At 73.4% G+C, this 18,623-nt stretch carries 14 protein-coding genes and 1 pseudogene; 9 read left to right on the top strand and 6 right to left on the bottom strand.

Translation table 11 applies throughout. The features are described 5' to 3' along the window. Positions 1–124: 124 nt before the first annotated feature. Both KPL59_RS02115 and KPL59_RS02110 read right to left on the bottom strand, forming a co-directional pair. Positions 125–1,420, bottom strand: a complete 1,296-nt coding sequence (locus tag KPL59_RS02115) for an SLC13 family permease (RefSeq protein WP_226359739.1) — start codon at positions 1,418–1,420, stop codon at positions 125–127. A gap of 73 nt (positions 1,421–1,493) precedes the next feature. Continuing rightward, positions 1,494–2,585, bottom strand: a complete 1,092-nt coding sequence (locus tag KPL59_RS02110) for a PrpF domain-containing protein (protein WP_226359738.1) — start codon at positions 2,583–2,585, stop codon at positions 1,494–1,496. Between the two features lie 261 nt (positions 2,586–2,846). Here KPL59_RS02110 and KPL59_RS02105 point away from each other — a divergent pair, with 261 nt between their 5' ends. After that, positions 2,847–3,758: a LysR family transcriptional regulator gene (locus KPL59_RS02105; protein ID WP_020623488.1), complete on the top strand. Its 912-nt coding sequence runs from the start codon at positions 2,847–2,849 to the stop codon at positions 3,756–3,758. 12 nt (positions 3,759–3,770) lie between these two features. Here the strand turns inward: KPL59_RS02105 and KPL59_RS02100 are convergent, their stop codons facing one another. Next, the gene (locus KPL59_RS02100; protein WP_020623487.1) at positions 3,771–4,925 is read right to left on the bottom strand and encodes an acyl-CoA dehydrogenase family protein; all 1,155 of its coding nucleotides are present in this window, start codon (positions 4,923–4,925) and stop codon (positions 3,771–3,773) included. A gap of 225 nt (positions 4,926–5,150) precedes the next feature. On the opposite strand from KPL59_RS02100, the gene benA reads away from it, so the two are divergent. The 5 genes and pseudogenes from benA to KPL59_RS02075 all read left to right on the top strand — a co-directional run. Then, positions 5,151–6,599 carry a benzoate 1,2-dioxygenase large subunit gene (benA, locus tag KPL59_RS02095; RefSeq protein ID WP_226359737.1) on the top strand — a complete coding sequence of 483 codons (1,449 nt, stop codon included), beginning with the start codon at positions 5,151–5,153 and terminating at the stop codon, positions 6,597–6,599. Continuing rightward, entirely contained in the window at positions 6,596–7,138 is a 543-nt protein-coding gene (gene benB, locus KPL59_RS02090; RefSeq protein WP_226359736.1) for a benzoate 1,2-dioxygenase small subunit, read from the top strand. The genes benA and benB overlap by 4 nt, the downstream gene beginning before the upstream one ends. A gap of 14 nt (positions 7,139–7,152) precedes the next feature. Next, positions 7,153–9,834: a benzoate 1,2-dioxygenase electron transfer component BenC gene (gene benC, locus KPL59_RS02085; protein WP_255676129.1), complete on the top strand. Its 2,682-nt coding sequence runs from the start codon at positions 7,153–7,155 to the stop codon at positions 9,832–9,834. Beyond that, complete coding sequence (locus tag KPL59_RS35385; protein WP_255676128.1) at positions 9,834–9,950, top strand: SDR family oxidoreductase; 117 nt, start codon at positions 9,834–9,836, stop codon at positions 9,948–9,950. Before benC ends, KPL59_RS35385 begins: the two co-directional genes overlap by 1 nt. 25 nt (positions 9,951–9,975) lie before the next feature. Then, a pseudogene (locus tag KPL59_RS02075) lies at positions 9,976–10,359 on the top strand (ATP-binding protein); the annotation flags it as partial. Positions 10,360–11,397: 1,038 nt separating this feature from the next. Here the strand turns inward: KPL59_RS02075 and KPL59_RS02070 are convergent. Next, entirely contained in the window at positions 11,398–12,162 is a 765-nt protein-coding gene (locus KPL59_RS02070) for a transposase (protein ID WP_226359735.1), read from the bottom strand. Between the two features lie 231 nt (positions 12,163–12,393). On the opposite strand from KPL59_RS02070, the gene KPL59_RS36665 reads away from it, so the two are divergent. Genes KPL59_RS36665 through KPL59_RS02055 form a run of 3 tightly spaced genes read left to right on the top strand, consistent with a single transcriptional unit; the run spans position 12,394 to position 15,553 of the window. Further along, positions 12,394–13,572: a LuxR family transcriptional regulator gene (locus KPL59_RS36665; RefSeq protein ID WP_226359734.1), complete on the top strand. Its 1,179-nt coding sequence runs from the start codon at positions 12,394–12,396 to the stop codon at positions 13,570–13,572. 29 nt (positions 13,573–13,601) lie between these two features. Then, positions 13,602–14,618: an LLM class flavin-dependent oxidoreductase gene (locus tag KPL59_RS02060; RefSeq protein WP_226359733.1), complete on the top strand. Its 1,017-nt coding sequence runs from the start codon at positions 13,602–13,604 to the stop codon at positions 14,616–14,618. Further along, complete coding sequence (locus tag KPL59_RS02055) at positions 14,615–15,553, top strand: NAD(P)/FAD-dependent oxidoreductase (RefSeq protein ID WP_226359732.1); 939 nt, start codon at positions 14,615–14,617, stop codon at positions 15,551–15,553. Before KPL59_RS02060 ends, KPL59_RS02055 begins: the two co-directional genes overlap by 4 nt. A 40-nt stretch (positions 15,554–15,593) precedes the next feature. On the opposite strand, the gene KPL59_RS02050 is transcribed toward KPL59_RS02055, so the two are convergent. Together KPL59_RS02050 and KPL59_RS02045 are read right to left on the bottom strand one after the other, a co-directional pair. Further along, on the bottom strand, positions 15,594–16,622 hold the full coding sequence (locus KPL59_RS02050) for a saccharopine dehydrogenase NADP-binding domain-containing protein (protein ID WP_226359731.1): 1,029 nt from the start codon (positions 16,620–16,622) through the stop codon (positions 15,594–15,596). Continuing rightward, complete coding sequence (locus tag KPL59_RS02045) at positions 16,622–18,586, bottom strand: phosphopantetheine-binding protein (RefSeq protein WP_226359730.1); 1,965 nt, start codon at positions 18,584–18,586, stop codon at positions 16,622–16,624. Before KPL59_RS02045 ends, KPL59_RS02050 begins: the two co-directional genes overlap by 1 nt. Positions 18,587–18,623: the final 37 nt, after the last annotated feature.

Genomic DNA, 18,623 nt, shown 5'->3' with positions numbered 1-18,623 from the left:
CGACGCACGACCGGCCCCGCACGGCCGTGTGCCGGTACCCGCTGCGAGCAGGTACCGGCACACGGTGCGGGTCGGCCCGGGCCCCAGGTCGCGTGGAGGGACCCGGACCGACGTCGGGGGGACCTCAGAACGCCCCGGGCAGGACCAGGACCGCCCACGCGGCGAGCGGCCCGAGGGCCACGATGCCGCAGGTGTAGGTGATGACCTGGCGGTAGAAGCGGGTCCGGTCGACGCCCCGGGCGTTGGCCAGCACCAGCGCGCCGTTGGTGGAGAACGGCGAGACGTCGACGATCGTGGTCGAGATGGCCATGGCCGCGATGACACCCGCGGCGGGCAGCGAGCCGGTGAGCAGCAGCGGGATCGCCATCGGGATCACCGCGGTCAGGATCGCGGTCGAGGAGGCGAACGCCGAGGTGATGCCGACGACCAGGCAGAGGACCAGCGCGACCAGCAGCGGCGCGCCCAGGTGGACCGCGCCCTCGGAGACCCACTCGATCGTCCCGGCGTGCTCCAGCACCCCGACGTAGGTCACCATGCCGGCGACCAGCAGGATCGTCGGCCAGCTGATGCCGTCGATCGCCTTGCCCAGGTTCTCGCGGTCGAGCAGGGCCAGGACGGCGCCGGCGGCCAGTGCGAGGAAGCCGATCTGCAGGTGGAAGGCCAGCGCGCCGACGACGAGGCCGACCAGCGCGACCAGGGTGGCGCGCTGCTGCCAGGTGATGACCTGCGGCCGGGTACGGACCAGTGTCGCGACACCGCCGCCCCCGGTGGGCAGGTCGTCGTCGGTGTCGGTGGTCTCGGGCCGTTCGACGAAGCTCTCCTCGCCCCGGTTGCGCAGCAGCAGGTAGGTGATGCCGCCCAGCAGGGCGTTGAACGCGAGGCTGGCGAAGAAGAGCACGGCCTGGGAGACCGCGAGGCCGGAGTCGGCCACGATCCCGAAGACCAGGGCACCGGAGACGGCCATCGGGGAGAACGCGCCGGCGTGCGCACCGCAGATGACCATCATGCCGATCATCAGCGGGCTGATCCGGTACTTGAAGGCGAAGTTCATGCCGATCGGCACCAGCAGCGCGACGGCGGCCGGGGTGAAGGTGCCCAGCGCGGTGAGCACCGCGGCGACGGCGAACAGCACCCAGGGCACCAGGATCGCGCGGCCCCGGACCAGGCGGATCCCCTGGTCGACCAGCAGGTCGATCGTTCCGTTGAGCTTCGCCACCGAGAACAGGTAGGTGACGCCGACGACGGTGATGAACAACGAGACCGGGAAGCCTTCGAAGATCTCCTTCTCGTCGAGACCGAGAGCGAAGGTCCCGACCACGAACGAGGCGACGAAGGCCAGGATCCCGATGTTGATCGGCAGCATCGTCGCGACGACGAACATGCCGGCCAGGACCAGGATGGAGAGGAGTTGGGGCGACATCATTGTCCTTCGGGTGAGCGGAGCGGTCCGGTGATGGGTGGGAGCCGGTCGGCGTGCCGCTCCCGGAGGGGGCTCAGGCGGCGTGCGCCGCCGCGGCGGCCGCGGTCGCGGCCTCCGGCAGGGCCAGGAGGGCGTCCGCGATCCGGCGCGCGGTGCGCCGCACCGCGACCGCGGGCAGGCCGTCCCGGCTGCCGTGCACGGTGGCGATGACGCCGGCCGGGGTGTCGATCAGCAGGTCCTCCCGCTCCGTCGCGACGAGGTCGTGCAGCACGGTACCGGGAGTGCGGGCCGCCAGGGTGAGTGCGATCGAGCCGGTCACGGCCAGCGCCGGGTGCGTACGCCCCATCGACAGCATGCGGACGGCCACGTCGGACCGGCCGGGCGCACCCTCGGCGACCAGCGCCAGCTTCGGCACGGCCCGGGCGGCCTCGCGCGGGGTGCGGGCCAGGCCCATGCGGACCGCGGCCTCCCGGCGGATCACGTCGAGCCGGTCCAGCAGCCCCGGCACCGCGTCGATCTCGGCGGGCGACTCGTGCCCGGTGATCCCCACGGCCGCCGCGGGGACGACGACGACCGGTGCCCCGGCGTCGACGAGGGTGACCGCCACCCCGTGCACGACGTCGGTCGCGTTCCCGGTGGGCAGCAGCGCACCGGTGGTGCGGCCTGCGGGGTCGACGAACCACATCCGGATGCCCAGGCCGGGCCGGGGGACGCCGGGGATGTACTCGTCGCCCTCTTCGACGACCCGGCCGCCGGGGGTCGGGACGTCCAGCACGATCAGCTGGTCGGTGTTGGTGTTGCGGACCCGGACGGCGGTGACGTCGCCGGTCGGGCTCACCCAGCCGCGGCGCAGCGCGTAGGGCCCGACGACGGCGGAGCAGTTGCCGCAGTTGCTGGTCCAGTCGACCGCGCCGTCGGTGATGCCGACCTGGGCGAAGGTGTAGTCGACGTCGGCGTCCTCGCCGCGGGCGGGGGAGAGCACGACGGCTTTGCTGGTGGTCGAGGTGGCACCGCCGACGCCGTCGATCTGGCGCGGGTCGGGGCTGCCGTACAGGCGCAGCAGGACCTCGTCGACCGTGTGACCGTCGACGTCCAGGTCGTCGCGGTCGAAGACCCAGCACTTGCTGGTGCCGCCGCGCATCCAGGTGGCGGAGATGTCGCGCACGAGTCGCTCCCTCGTCGGCGGTGGCGGGCACCGCGGGCCGGTGTGATGAGGCGACAGTGCGCCCGACTCGGCTGCAGCACCAGCGCGTCTTCGTCGATACCTGTGAAGCCGTGCTTCACGCTCGTACGGGCCCGGAGAGCGGATTCGGGCCGCGATCCGACGTCTCCGCAGCTCGCGGACTCGGCTAGGGTGAAGCAGACATGCAGGCCCTGGATGAGCTCTGCGATCCACCGGGCCCGAGTTCCTCGCCCGGGAGGCCCCGTGCTCGACGTCCGACGGCTCGCGCTGCTGGCCGCCGTCCTCGACGCCGGTTCGATGACGGCCGCGGCCGAGCAGCTCGGCTACTCACCGTCGGCGGTGTCGCAGCAGCTGCGCCGGCTCGAGGCCGAGGCCGGCCAGCCGCTCGTGCAACGCCTCGCCCGCGGGGTGCTGCCGACCGAGGCCGGTGCCGTGCTCGCCGGACACGCCCGGCACGTGCTGCGCCGGCTGGAGGCCGCCGAGGCCGACCTGGCGGAGCTCGCGGGCCTGCGCCGCGGCACGCTGGCGATCGGCACCTTCCCGACGATCGCGAGCGCCCTGATGCCGCAGGTCGTCAGCCGGTTCCGGCGCCAGTACCCCGACATCCGGCTCGACGTGCGCAGCGCCCGTTACGACGAGCTGATCGCGATGCTGGAGAGCGGGCGGGTCGGGATCTCGCTGCTGTGGGACTACGCCTGGCAGCGGGTGGACGCCGCCCAGTTCTCGCTGACCCCGTTGCTCGACGACCCGACCGTGCTCGTCGTGTCCGAGGATCACCGGCTCGCCCGCCGTCGCACCACGTCGATGACCGAGCTCGCCGACGAGGACTGGGTGGTGCGGGCGCACGACCACCCGGTCGCGGAGGTGCTGGAGCGCAGCTGCCGGGCGGCCGGGTTCTCGCCGCGGATCGCGTTCCAGGCGAACGACTACCAGGAGGCCCAGGCGATGGTCAGCGTCGGGCTGGGCGTGGCGCTGGCCCCGCGCACCGCCGTCACCACGCCGCGACCCGACGTCCGGGTGCTCGGGCTCGGCCGGGAGGCGCCGTCGCGACGGGTGCTGCTGGCCCACCGGCCGGACCGCCTGCGGGCGCCGGCCGAGCTGGCCATGCACCAGATGCTCGTCGACGTGGCCCGGGAGTACCAGACCCGGGCCTGAGCGCCGCCCGTCCTACCGGTAGCCGAGCAGCCGGGCCGCCAGGTCGGTCAGCACCTCGGTGGCCCCGCCGCCGATGCCGAGGATGCGTGCGTCGCGGTAGTGGCGTTCGATCTCCGACTCGCGCATGTAGCCCATCCCGCCGTGCAGCTGCACCGCGGAGTCCACCACCCACTCGACGGCCTCGACCGCGGTGTTCTTGGCCATCAGCGCGGCGAGCACCATCGCTGGGTCGGTCGGCGACGTCGTCGCCGAGCGCTCCAGGGCGGCGCGCGTCACGGTGCGCGCGGCGTCGGTGCGCCGGTGCATCTCCACCAGCGTGTGCTGCACGACCTGCCGCTTCACCAGCGGTTCGCCGAACGTGACGCGGTCGCGGGCGTGGCGCACCGCGAGGTCCAGGGCGCGCTGGGCGGTCGCGTGGGCCTGCACGGCCAGGCCGAGGCGCTCACCGACGAACTGCTGCATGACCAGGGCGAAGCCGCCGTTCTCGGGGCCGACCAGGTTCGCCGCGGGCACCCGGACGCCGTCGAAGCTCAGCTCGGCGGTGTCCGAGCAGTGCCAGCCCATCTTGCGCAGCGGGGCACTCACGGTGAACCCGGGCGTGCCCGTCTCGACCACGAGCAGGCTGAGCCCGCCGTGACCCTCGCCGCCGGTGCGCACGAGCGTCGTCACGAAGTCGGCGCGGGTGCCCGAGGTGATGAAGGTCTTGGCGCCGTCGACGACCCAGTGGTCCCCGTCGCGCACCGCGCGGGTGGTCAGCCCGGCCACGTCGCTGCCGCCGCCGGGCTCGGTGACGGCGAGCGAGCCGATCGTCTCCCCGGCCAGCGTCGGACGGACGAAGCGGTCGACCAGGTCGGGCGTCCCGGCCGCGACGATGTGCGGCAGCGCGATGCCGTGGGTGAACAGCGAGGCGACGACCCCGGAGCTGCCGCCCGCCCCGATCAGCGCCTCGGTCGTCACGGCGACGTCGAGCCGGTCGCCGCCCTCGCCACCGAGCGCCTCGTCGAACCCGACGCCGAGGATGCCGGCCTTCGCCGCGGCCGCGTGCAGCTCGCGGGGCAGACGGCCCTCGTCCTCCCAGCGGGGCAGGTGCGGCACGATCTCCCGCTCGGTGAAGCGGGTGACGGTGTCGCGCAGGGCGCGGCGCTCGGGGGTGTCCCAGACGGTCATGCCGGTGATCCTCTCCTGCCGACCCGGTCCCTGGCGACCGCGTCACGCCGGATCGCGACGCCGCACGTCGCGGTCGAGACGCCGTGCGTCAGGGACCGCGGAACCGGTCCGGACCCCTGGGTCAGGACTGGGAATCCACCCAGTGTGCCCCCGCCCGCGCCGTGCGAACTTCCTGGGGACGCTGCCCTCTCCGCGCACACCGGAGTGACCACCACGGAGGACGTCATGAGTGTGGACATCGACCGTCTCGGGGCGGTGCTCGACACCGCCGTCGTCGAGGACCGCGACGCCGGGATCTACCGCGCGAACCGTCGGATCTTCACCGACGAGGAGATCTTCGACCTCGAGATGAAGCACATCTTCGAGGGCAATTGGATCTACCTCGCCCACGAGAGCCAGCTCCCGGAGAACGGGGACTACCTCACCGGCCACATCGGCCGGCAGCCGATCCTCATCACCCGGGACCGGCACGGTGAGCTGCACTGTCTCATCAACGCCTGCGCGCACCGCGGGGCCATGCTGTGCCGCCGCAAGACCGACAACCGGCTGACGCTCACCTGCCCGTTCCACGGCTGGACCTTCCGCAACGACGGGACGCTGCTCAAGGTCAAGGAGCCCGACGGCGCCGGCTACCCGGAGAGCTTCGCGACCGACGGCTCGTACGACCTCACGAAGGTCGCCCGCTTCGAGTCCTACCGGGGGTTCCTGTTCGGGTCGCTCAACCCGGACGTGCTGCCGTTGTCCGAGCACCTGGGTGACACCACCACGGTCATCGACATGCTCGTCGACCAGTCCCCGGACGGCCTGGAGGTGCTGCGCGGCAGCTCCACCTACACCTTCGACGGCAACTGGAAGGTGCAGGCCGAGAACGGGGCCGACGGCTACCACGTCTCGTCGGTGCACTGGAACTACGCCGCCACCACCTCCCGGCGCAGCTCGGGCGAGTCGGCGAACGACACGAAGGCCCTCGACGCCGGTGGCTGGGGCAAGTCCGGCGGTGGCTACTGGTCCTACCCGAACGGCCACCTGTGCCTGTGGACCTGGGCCGCGAACCCGCAGGACCGTCCGCTGTGGAGTGAGCTGGACGCGCTCAAGGAGCGGTTCGGCGAGGCCAAGGGCGAGTTCATGGTGAAGGGCAGCCGCAACCTGTGCCTCTACCCCAACGTCTTCATCATGGACCAGTTCTCCACCCAGATCCGGATGTTCCGCCCCCTCGCTCCGGACCGGACCGAGGTGACGATCTACTGCATCGCGCCGAAGGGGGAGAGCGACGCCGCCCGCGCGCACCGGATCCGCCAGTACGAGGACTTCTTCAACGCCTCGGGCATGGCCACCCCCGACGACCTGGAGGAGTTCCGCTCCTGCCAGCTCACCTTCCACGCGACCACCGCCCCGTGGAACGACATGTCGCGCGGTGCCGAGCACTGGCTGAGCGGCCCCGACGAGGTCGCGACCGCCCTGGGCATGCCCGGCGTCATCTCCGCCGGGATGAAGAACGAGGACGAGGGACTGTTCCCGGTCCAGCACGGCTACTGGCAGCGGATCATGCGAGCCGCCGCGGCGAAGGAGGCCTCCGGTGACGGGCACGGCGCGCACGGACACGGCTCCCTGACCGCCGAGGACCGGCGCGCCGCCAACGCGCAGGCCGGCGCGGGAAGGGCCGAGGCACGATGACCACCACCGAGAAGGGCACCGGTCCCGCGGCCCCGTCCGCGGCGCCCACGCCGATCACGCAGAACGCGATCGAGCAGTTCCTGTACCGCGAGGCGCGCTACCTCGACGACCGCGAGTTCGAGAAGTGGCTCGAGTGCTACGCCGACGACGTCGTCTACTGGATGCCGTCCTGGGACGACCACGACCTGCTCACCACCGACCCGCAGCGCGAGATCTCGCTGATCTACTACGGCAACAAGGGCGGCCTGGAGGACCGGGTCTTCCGCATCCGCACCGAGCGGTCGTCGGCGACCTCGATCCCCGAGCCCCGGACCAGCCACAACATCTCCAACGTCGAGGTGATCGAGCGTCGCGGTGACCTGGTCGACGTCCGGTTCAACTGGCACACCATGTACTTCCGGTACAAGACGGTCGACCCGTACTACGGCACGTCGTTCTACACGATCGACTTCTCCGGGGACGCCCCGCTGATCCGCCGCAAGACCGTGGTGCTGAAGAACGACTACATCCACCACGTCGTCGACATCTACCACTTCTAGCAGGGAGGACGGCGATGACCGCCACCGCTGACGCACCGTCCTCCACGAGCGCCGCTCCGGGGTCCCACCAGGTCGCGCTCTCGTTCGAGGACGGTGTCACCCGGTTCATCCGGTGCCGGGAGGACCAGAGCGTCGCCGACGCGTCCTACCGGTCCCGGATCAACATCCCGCTCGACTGCTCCGACGGCGCCTGCGGCACGTGCAAGGCCTTCTGCGAGTCCGGCAGCTACGACGCCGGCTCCTATCTCGAGGACGCCCTGTCCGACGACGAGGCCGAGCGGGGATACCTGCTCGCCTGCCAGGCCAGGCCCCGGTCGGACCTCGTCCTGCAGATCGCGACGACCTCGGACGTCGCGAAGACCGCCGCGGCGACCCACACGGGCACGGTGACCGCGGTGAACCGGCTCTCGGAGACCACCGTCGACCTGCGGATCCGGATCGAGCAGCGCGACGAGCTCGCGTTCCTGCCCGGGCAGTACGTCAACATCGCCGTCCCCGGCACCGACGTCACCCGGTCCTACTCGTTCTCCAACGGGCCCGACGAGGCCGAGCTCGGGTTCCTCGTCAAGCGCCCGCCCGGTGGGCGGATGTCGGAGTACCTGGACCGGCGTGCCCGGGTGGGCGACGAGATCGAGCTGACCGGGCCGCACGGCAGCTTCTTCCTGCGTGAGTCCGATGCCCCCCTGCTGCTGCTCGCGGGCGGCACCGGACTCGCCCCGATCCTGTCCATCCTGCGCACCCTGGACGCGACCGGCAGCGACCGGCCGGTGCACCTGGTCTACGGCGCGTCGACCGACGCCGACGTCGTCGAGCTCGACACCCTGCGCGCCCTCGCCGACCGGACCGGCCTGACCTGGGAGTACTGCGTCGCGGCCGAGGAGACGACCGCGCCGAACCGGGGCTACGTCACGACGCTCGTCCGGCCGGAGCACCTGCACGGCGGCGACGCCGCGGTCTACCTGTGCGGGCCGCCGCCGATGGTCGAGGCCGTCCGTTCCTTCTTCGCCGAGCAGGGCCACGAGCCGGCGGGCTTCTACTACGAGAAGTTCGCGCTCGCCGCCTCCCCGGTCGAGCAGGTGGGGGAGACGGTGTCCGCCGAACCCGTGGCCGTCGCCCCCGGGCACGACGGGGGCGGGGCGGGGGCCGACGCTCCGGCGGAGCCCGGGGCCGCTCCGGTGGTCCCGCCCGGGTGCGACGGTGTGCTCCCGACCCTCGGTGGCCGGGAGGGGAGGGGGATCCAGGGCCGGACCGTCACGACGTTCGGGGAACCGGAACCGCGTCACGGCGGCGGTCGACCGGAGTCCGTCGGCTCGACCGACGCGGTGTGGCGCATCGCCGGCCAGCGGATCGGCACCCCGTTTGTGGCAGGCGGCGAACCCACCGGCCTGGACGACGACGCCGGACTCGTCGTCAGCCCCGACGCGCGGACGGTGCAGTCCCAGGAGCTCGGACGGTCCGACGACCTCCGCCCACTGGTCGAGCGGCCCGTCGCGGCCGCTCGGTCCGGAGCGGGCGTGGTCGCCGCCGACGGCTACGAGATCGGCGAGGAGCATCCGTCGATCCGGAAGTCCGACGCGATCTTCGACGCCCGGCAGGGGCTCGAGCTCGGGGCGCTGGAGCTCGTCATCGGGCGGCTCGACACCCGGCAGATCGCCGGGTACCGGCTCCTTGCCCAGGCGACCGTGCCCTACGTCGACCGGGACGGCGAACGCTTCACCGACGCCCACGCCTACACCGAGACCAACGCCGCGTTCCACGACCACCTGTTCACCCTGACCGGGAACGAGCACCTGCTGCGCGCCTACCAGGCGCTCGGGGTCAAGGGCGCGATGGCGGAGACGCTGCGCTCGGCGGTGTGGTGCCACCCCGACTGCGCGCAGGACCACCTCGACATCGTCGACGCGTTCGAGGCCGGCGACCGTGACGCCGCGCGGTCCCTGATCGTCGACCACGCGCGGAACTCCAAGGCGACGATGCGGCGCGCGATGCGGGACACCGACGAGCGGCGACGGCCCCGGTTCGTCACGCCGGGCCGGTTCGCCGGCAAGGTCGTGGTGGTCACCGGCGCCGCACAGGGGATCGGCGAGTGCACGGCCCGCCGGATCGCGGCCGAGGGCGGCAGCCTCGTGCTGGCCGACCGCGCCGAGCACGTCCACGAGCTGGCCGAGGAGCTGGCCGCCGACGGGGACGCGGAGTCGACGTCGATCGCCGTCACCGCCGACCTCGAGACCTGGGGCGGTGCGTCCGCCGTCGTCGAGGCCGCGATCGGCAGGTTCGGCCGCGTCGACGTCGCGATCCACACCGTCGGCGGGACCATCTGGGCCAAGCCGTTCGAGCACTACCCGCCCGAGCAGATCAGGGCCGAGATCGACCGGTCGCTGTGGCCGACCCTGTGGTCCTGTCGTGCGGTCGCCCCGCACATGGTCGAGCGAGGGAGCGGGACGATCGTGAACGTCTCCTCGGTCGCCACCCGCGGGCTCAACCGGGTGCCGTACGCGGCCGCGAAGGGCGGGGTCAACGCGATCACCTCGGCTCTCGCGCTCGAGCTGGCACCGCACGGGATCCGGGTCGTCGCCACCGCACCGGGGGGCACCGACGCGCCGCCGCGCCGGACCCCCGCGGTCCGGCGCCGCAGGGCGAGCAGGAACGCCGCTGGTACGCCACGATCGTCGAGCAGACGACCGAGTCGTCGCTGATGAAGCGCTACGGCACGCTCGACGAGCAGGCCGCCGCGCTGACGTTCCTGGCCTCGGACGAGGCCTCCTACATCACCGGGACGGTCCTGCCGGTGGCAGGAGGCGACCTCGGGTGACCTCGTCCTTCGCCAGGATGGGGTCATGACGTCCCCCTCCGGCCGCGACGCCGTCGTCGACCGGCTGTCGGCGTACCGCCCGACCGCCACCGGCCCGGCGTGCACGGTCGTCCTCACCGGGCCCTCGGGCTACGGGAAGACCACCGTCCTCGACGCGCTGGTCCGCGCGACCGACGGTGTGGTCCTGCGGGCACGCGCGGCGCCCTGGGAACGGTCCCGGGCGGGCGGGGTCGTCTCCCAGCTGGTGGAGGGGATCGACGCGCGGGCCACACCGTTCGAGATCGCCGGGCAGCTCGCGGACCGGATCGGCCGCGACGGCGGCCTGGTCGTCGTCGACGACGCCCACGCGGCCGACGTGGCGTCCCTCCAGGCCCTGAGCACGCTGGTCGCCCACCATGCGCGCACGGCGAATCTGGTGGTGCTGGCCGTGGACCCCCTGCGGGCGGGAGCCGAGCAGCACGACCTCCTGGCCCGGGTCGAGCACACCATGCGCCTGGACCCGCTCGACGCGCGGAGCATCGGCGCCATCGCGTCCGATCTCGGCCGCCCGCTCACGGCGCCGGCCGCCGAACGGCTGCGGCGCCACACCCGGGGCACGCCCCGGCACGTCGTCGCCCTGCTCACCGAGGTGGACGCCGAGGACTGGGCCGACCCGTTCCTCCGGCTCCCGCCGCCGGCGGCGACGTCGACGGCCGTGCGTGCGAGGTTGGCCGGGATCGGCGAGGGCGCCCGCGCGCTCGTCGAGGCCGTCGCGGTCCTCGGTGAGCGGGTGGAACTGCACGAGGCCGCCCGGGTCGCAGGTCTGGACGAGGTCCTGGAACCGCTGGGCGAGGCCTCCGACGCCCGTCTCGTCGTCCGCGCCGGGGGGCAGCTCGGCCCGCGGGTGAGCCCACCCGACCCGATGGTGCGGGCCGCGGTCCTGGACTCGGTGGGGCCGGCGCGCGCGGCCGCGCTCCGGCGTGCCGCCGCCGACCTCGTCGACTCCCCGGAACGCCGTCTCCGGCTCCTCGCCGCGGCGACCACCGGGCGCGACCCCGAGCTGGCCGACCGGCTCGACGCACTGTCCGCGGACGCGGCGGCCCAGGGCCGGTGGAGCTCGGTCGCCGGTCTCCTGCTGGACGCGAGCCGTCTCGCCGACGCGCGCGCCGACCGCGAGGACCACCTCACCCGGTCGGTCGACGCGATGGTCGGCGCCGGGCAGGTCCTCGACGCGCAGGCGCTGATCCCGGCCGTCGAGGGCCAGCGGGACACACCGTTGCGCAACGCCGTGCTCGGCTATCTCGCCATCGTGCAGGGCAAGGCCGCCGAGGCGGGGGTCCGGCTCGGGCGGGCGTGGGAGCTGGTCGATCCGCGCTCCGACCCGGCGACCGCGGCCCTGGTGGCTCAGCGCCACGTCCTCCACGCCCTCGCGCACTGCCGCGGAGCCGAGAGGCTTATTCAGGCTCCGTCAGGTAAGTGTGTAGAAGATGAGTCCGATGACTGCCGAGATTGTCGTTTTAAATGTGGCGTAGGGCCGCCGGTAGTCTGTGTGGAGAACTTTCCACGTTTTGATATGGGCGATGACTCGTTCGATGGTGGCGCGTGTGTGGTTGAGGCTCTTGTTGAATGTTTTTTGCCAGTCGAGAAGTTCCCGGCCGGGTGGTTTTTTGAACGGGGTGAGCATGCCGCGCCCGATGTATCCTTTATCGCCGATCGGGGGGTATGTGGCGAGGTGGTCGAGGGCGCCGGATTGGTCGAGGCAATATAGGTCGTGTCGGGAGCCTGGGGTCGGGTCGGAGATCCACGACAGCTGCCCTTCCAGGGTGGCTGCGACCTGGACGACGACGCCGGTGGTGCGATGCTTGCCCGACCACAGACCCGGCACCGCGGCCCATGACCAGCAGGGCAGCAAGGTTCCATCGATGATGTACTGCCGATCGGCACAAAGCTCCTCTGCCGTCGGAACGACACTCCGCAGCGCCTGTGCCAGCAACGGTGTCACCCCCGTGATCGCTCGACTAACCGTCGACTGCGACACCCCATAGGTTTCCGCCAACTCCCACTGCACACGATTCCCGCGCAGATACGCCAACGTGATCACCACCGACCAGAACAACCCCAGAACCGGCGGCCAAGACAAACGTGCCTCCGTCGCGTCCCGCTGATCCTGCTCATACACTATAGCGACAAGATCCTGAATTTCATCACGCCGGAAACCAGTGGTATAGTACATACTGCGGCAGCCCGTTCATCTCGGATTGATTCGGCAAACCAATATTCGCGATGGACGGGCTGTCGCCCAACCCGACACGCCGGGCTAGATCGTTATTTCACGGGGCCTGAATAAGCCTCCGAGATCGTCGAGTGGGCCGACCGCGTCGGAGAGCACGCCGAGCCGGGGTCCCCGGCCGCGGTGGAGGCGGCGGCCATCCGGGGGCTCGGGCAGGCGGCGTCGGGTGATCCCGTGGGGGCCGCACGGTCCTACGACCGGGCCGCCGAGCAGATCCGGCACGGCGCGCAGCACCAACGGGTCACGATGGGCCGTGGCTGGCTGGCGGTCGTGACCGACGACCTGGACGAGGCGCGGCTGGAGCTCGAGGGAGCGACGCCCACCACCCTGCTGGGCGGATCGTCGCGCATCTCGCTGTGGGCATGGGGCTGGCTGGCCCGTGCCCGGTTCCTGGGTGGGGACTGGGACGGGGCGCTCGCGGCGGCCGACCGCGGCCGGGCCCTCGGCGAGCGCACCGGGATCCTGCTCACGATGCCGCTGATCGAGTGGACGGCGGCCCAGGTCCACTCGCTGCGGGGCGACACCGCGGCGGCCGACCGCGCCGCGCGGCGCAGCGAGGCGGGCGGGGCCGCCTACGAGATCATGCGGGTGCCCGCGGTCCTCGCCCGGGCCCACATCGCGGAGTCCGCCGCCGACTACGAGCGGGTCGTCCGGGTGCTCGCGCCGTTGGACAGGTCCGGCTCCGACGGGTGTCTGCGGGAGCCCGGCTGGTGGCCGTGGGCCGACGTCTACGCGAACGCCCTCGTGCTGACCGGTCGGCTCGAGGAGGCGGACACCGTCCTCCACCGGCACGAGGCCCTCGCGGCGCGGCGCGGACACCGGTCGACCCTGGCCCGGCTCGGCGCCGCCCGGGGCCGGTGGCACGGCGCGCACGGGGACGTCGACGCGGCCACGGAGGCCTTCGAGACAGCGGTGCGGGCGATCGACGGCATGGCGCTGCGCTACGACCTGGCCCGGATCCATCTCGCCTACGGCCAGACCCTGCGGCGGGCGGGCAAGCGACGCGACGCCGACACGTCCCTGCTGATCGCGCGCGAGCACTTCGACGCGCTCGGAGCGACCGTCCACGTCCACCGCTGCGACCGCGAGCTCCGGGCGGGCGGGGTCGGCGCCGGTCGCGACGAGCGGGCACCGGTCGACCTGACGCCCCAGGAGACGGCCGTCGAGGCCCTGGTCGCACGGGGGATGTCGACCCGCGACGTCGCCGCGGAGCTGCACGTGTCGCCGAAGACCGTGCAGTACCACCTGACGCGGATCTACGCGAAGTTCGGCGTGCGCTCGCGCACCGAGCTCATCGCCCGACGGAACGACGACCGGCTCGCCCGGCCCGACCCCGCGCACGGCCCGCTCTAATCGACAACGACATCCGGTACGGTCAAGGCGTGGCTGCTCCCTCCTTCGGCGTCATGCTGTTCACCCACCGCTTCCCCGGGCAGAGTCCGACCGAGGTGTTCACGCTGGCCTCGGACCTCGCGCAGGCGGCCGAGGCGCACGGGTTCGCGTCGGTGTGGACCACCGAGCACCACTTCCTGACCGGCTACGGGATCAACCCCTCGGCGGCGACGCTGGCCGCGTTCCTGCTCGGCCGCACCCGGCGGGTACGGGTCGGGACGGCCGTGACGATCCTGCCGACGCACGCGCCGGTGCACGTCGCCGAACAGGCGGCTCTGCTCGACCAGCTCTCCGGCGGCCGGTTCGACCTCGGCATCGGCCGGGCCGGGCCGGTGGTGGACCACGAGGTGCTCGGCACCGGGATCGAGCGGTGGCGCAGCGGGCTGCCCGAGGCGCTCGGGCTGGTCCTCGACTCCTTCACCGGGCGGGTGTCCGCGGACTCCGAGCACTACCGGTTCCGCGAGGTCACGCCCGGACCGGAGCCGTACACGCGTCCGCACCCGCCGGTGCACGTGGCCGCGACCTCGGCCACCGGGGTGGAGCTCGCCGCCCGGCACGGCCTGCCGATGCTGTTCTTCTTCTCCCAGACCGCGCAGGAGCAGGCCCGGCTGGTCGCCGACTACGAGCAGCGGACCACGGCGCGGCCGGTGCACGGCACCGCCGCCCTGGCCCACGTCACCGACTCGGCCGCCGAGGCCGAGCGGATCGTCCACGAGCGGCTGGCGCCGGTGTTCGCCTCCGGCTACGCCGAGTACGTGATGGTCGAGGAGTACCGCGGCCCGCGGCCCACCCCCGACGAGCTGGCCGCGACCATCCTCGAGCGCCAGCCGATCGGGCCGCCCGAGCTGTGCGTCCGCCGGCTCGTCGACCTGGTCCGGGGGAGCGGGGCCGGGCGGGTGCTGCTGCACGTGGAGTCCTCCGGCGAGCGCGACGCGGTGCTCGCCAACATCGAACGCCTCGCGACCGAGATCCTGCCCGCCGTCCGGAAGGAACTGGAGAACCCGTGAACGACACCTACGACGTGGTGGTCGTCGGCGGTGGGCCCGCGGGCCTGTCGGCGACCCTGGTGCTCGGCCGTCAGCGGCGTCGAGTCCTGCTCGTCGACGCCGGCGAGCCGCGCAACGCCCCGGCTGCCGAGATGCACATGTACCTCGGTCGCGACGGTGCGAACCCCGCGCAGCTGCTCGCCGACGGCCGCGCCGAGGTCGACGCCTACCCGACGGTGACCCGCCGGGCGGGCCGGGTCACCGGCGCGCGCGGCGCCCTCGACGACTTCACCCTCGACCTCGACGACGGCACCGAGGTGCGGGCGCGGCGGCTGCTGCTGGCCGGCGGCCAGGTCGACGAGCCGCTCGACGTGCCAGGGCTGGCGCAGCGGTGGGGCAGCTCGGTGTTCCACTGCCCGTTCTGCCACGGCTACGAGACCACCGGCATGGCGCTCGTGGTGATCGGCAACGGCCTGGCCGGGATGCTGGCCGCGTACGTGCGGGACCGCTTCAGCGACGACGTCGTACTCGCCACCCACGGACCCGCCGAGCTGCCCGGCTGGGTCGCTGGCAACCTGGAGGCGCGCGGGGTGCGGGTCGTGGAGTCCCCGATCACGGCGATCGACGGAGACCTGGGCGCACTCCAGCTGCGCTTCGCCGACGGCACCACCCTCGCCCGCGACGGCATCTACCACCGCGCCCCGACCCGCCCCGGCAACGTGCTGGCCGCGAGCCTCGGGGCCAGGGTGCTCGACGACGGCGCGATCGCCGTCGACGAGTGCGGCCGGACCTCGGTCCCGGGGGTCTCCGCCGCCGGCGACGCGGCCCGGCAGGCCGGGCTGCCCGACGGCGTGACGCTGGTGAGCGTGGGTGCCGGGAACGGCGTCGCCGCTGCGGTGTGGTTGGAGCAGGAGCTGTTCCGGACCGGTCTGCCGGTCGCCCCCGGTCAGGGGTGAGCCCACCGGGTGCCCCGGGCGCGTGCCCGGGGCACCCGGGTCAGTACCGCAGCTCGTCCACCGACGGGTCGGTGGACAGCCGGGCGGCCGTCGTCGCCGGGTCGAGCACCTCGGCGGCCCGGCCGACCCCGGGCGCGACCCGGCCCGCCAGCACGTCGGTGACGGCGAGCGCGGTGAACGCGCCGGTCAGGGCGAGCGAGTCGGTGGACCGCAGCAGCGTCCGACGGGCGCCGTCGGCGTAGCGCGCCGAGGCGAGCAGCGTGATGGCCACGCCGTGCGCGGCGACGTCGGCGTCGGCGGCGGCGATGACGGCGTCGACGTGCGCCAGCGGGTCCCCCGACGCCCAGGCCAGGGCGAGGGTGTCCGGCAGCCCCGGCCCCGGGAACACCGAGTAGGACCGCAGCTGCGCCGCACCGGTGTCGGTGGCCAGCCGCTGCGCCTCGGCGGTGAGCAGCGGCACGGCGTGCACCGGGCCGTCGAAGCCCGGCAGCGTCACGGCGGGCTGGACCGTCAGCGCGGCCTCGACGGGGCCGCCGTCGCGCCACAGCGCCCGGGGCAGGCCGTAGCGGGGCGGGACCGACAACAGCACGTCCGCCGCCGCGGCCGGGGTCAGCCGGTCGGCGCCACCGGCGTACAGGTCCAGCCGCCGGGCCCCCGGCGGGAGCAGGCGCGGGAGCAGTCCCGACAGCCCGGGCACCACACCCGCACCCAGTACGACCGAGCGGTCACCGGTCGGGAACGGGTCCAGGTCACCGGCCGGGTCGACGACGTGGGCGCCCGCGGCGAGCGCGGCCCGGACCACGTCCGGGGTCATCCGCAGCGACGGTCCCGCGCACTGCACGACGACGGCCGCGCCGGCGCAGAACCCGGCCAGGGCCCCGGCCTCGCCCGCGTCGACGCCGACCGCCTCGGCCCCGAGCGCGGCCGCCGGTGCGGCGAGCGCGCCGGCGTCGCGGGCCCCGAGCCGCAGCCGCACCCGGCCCGTCGCGGCCAGTCGCTGCGCCGCGGTCCGCCCGGTCGCACCGGAGGCGCCCAGCACGGCGACCAGCGGACGGGGGTCCTCGGCCATCAGGCCCCCCGCCCGGCCGCCGCGACCCCGGCGACCGTCGGGTCGGCGAGGAAGTCCCGCACCGGCACCGGGTTGTCGAGCTCGGTGGCGAGCCGGGCCAGCACCCGGATCGCGAGCAGAGAGTCGCCGCCCGCGGTGAAGAAGTGCACGGTGCGATCCAGGACCGGGACCTCCAGGAAGTCCTCGAACACCTCGGCCACCACCTGCTCCGCGCCGTCCGCGGGCGGTCCGGGGGCGTGCGTGCGACCGGTTCCGGGCAGCGCGCCGATGCGCAGCCCTTCCCCGGGGACCGGGTCGAGCGCCTCGGGCAGCTCCGGCACGGCGTCCCAGCCGGGTCCGTCGGCCAGCGCCGTCGCGAGCTCGACCAGCTCGGCGAACGCGGCCGTCACCTCGTCGTCGGCGAACAGCTCCGCGACCAGGGAGAACACCAGGACGAGCTGCTCGTCGATCTCGAAGCAGCGGGTCTCCAGCGCCACCTGCGGGGTGCGCAGGTGGTGGGTGTAGTCCCCGGCGCGCACCCGGCCCAGTGGACCGGCCTCGGTCGGCAGCGGGCTGCCCATGGCGGCGTCCATCCCGATCGTGGACTGGAACACCACCGGTGCCACCGGGCGGTGGGTGCCGCGTCGGCGCCCGACCTCCCGGGCCACCTCGACGCCCGGGACGAGCATGTGCGCGGCGTGCTCGGCGAAGGTCCGCTGCACGGTCCGGGCCAGCTCGGCGAACGACGTCCCCGTCTCCGGGACCACCGGCAGCAGCATGGTGGTGGCGAAGCCGCCGATCATGCGGTGCACGTCGGGGTGCAGCGGCAGGCGTCCGGTCTGCAGCGAGTTGAGCAGCATCCGCCGGTGTCCCGCCCAGCGGGCCAGCACGACGGAGAACGCCGTGAGCAGCGCCGTCGCCGGGGTGACCTGCTGGTCGCGGCAGGCCGCGCGCAGCGCCGCCCAGCGGGCCGGGTCGAGCCGGAACTCGCGGTGCTGCATCACCGTGGGGGTGATCTCCTGCGGGTCCACGGCCAGCGGCAGCGCGGGCGGGGCCGGCAGCGCGTCGATCCGCTCCCACCACCAGTCGCGGTCGGCGTTGCGGCCGCGGGTTCCGCGCAGTGCCCCGACCGCCTCGACGTAGTCGCCGGGGTCGATCTCCAGGGGGGCGAGCACCGCGTTCCAGTCCTGGGCCAGCGCCAGCAGCTCGCGGGTGAGGACCCCGGCCGACCAGCCGTCGAACAGCAGCAGGCTGAACGCGCCGTGCAGCAGACCGGCGTCGCCGGGCAGCAGCGTCAGCCGGACGTCCAGGCCGGGGCCGCAGGTCGGGTCGGGCCCGCTGACGTTCATCAGGTCCCGCAGTGCGGCGAGCCGGGTCTCGATCTCCTCCGGTGCGGCGTCGCGCAGGTCCAGCACGGTCGGGGTCGGCACCGCCCCGGGTGCCTCGACGGGCAGCACGTACTGGCGGCCGTCGGCGTCGACCCGGGCGCGCAGGCCGGGCTGGCGCCGGGCCAGCCGCTCCAGGGCGTCGGCGAGTGCCTCCGCCGCCTCGTCGCCGTCGATGCCGTCGAGGGGGTAGTCGACGTAGTAGTGCGCCGAGGCGTAGGACAGCTCCCAGCCGTCCTGCTGGCCGACGAAGTAGCCCTGCTGCAGCGGCAGCAGCGGGAACGGGGCGTGCGGGTCGGCGCGACGGTGGGTGATCGACGGCAGTGACCCGGACGACGGATCACTCACCCGATCGGCGACGAGTGCGGCGATCTCGCCGAGGGTGGTGTCGACCCGGACCTCGGCCAGGCCGAGCGCGACACCGAGGCGCGCCCGGATCAGCGCCGACATGCGCACCGCCAGCACCGAGTCACCGCCCAGCACGAGGAACCCCACGTCGTGGGGGATCTCGGCGGGCGGGAGGTCGAGCAGCTCGGACCAGACGGTCGTGATCTCGGTCGTGATCTCGGCGAGGGGGTCGGCGGTCGGTGGGGCAGTCATGCGGATGACGGTAGACGATATTGACAATCAGACTCAA

It is taken from the genome of Pseudonocardia sp. ICBG1142 (assembly GCF_020496255.1).
GTDB lineage: Bacteria > Actinomycetota > Actinomycetes > Mycobacteriales > Pseudonocardiaceae > Pseudonocardia.
The sequence above is the reverse complement of the archived record's forward strand: the minus strand, read 5'-3'. Positions and strand labels throughout refer to the sequence as shown.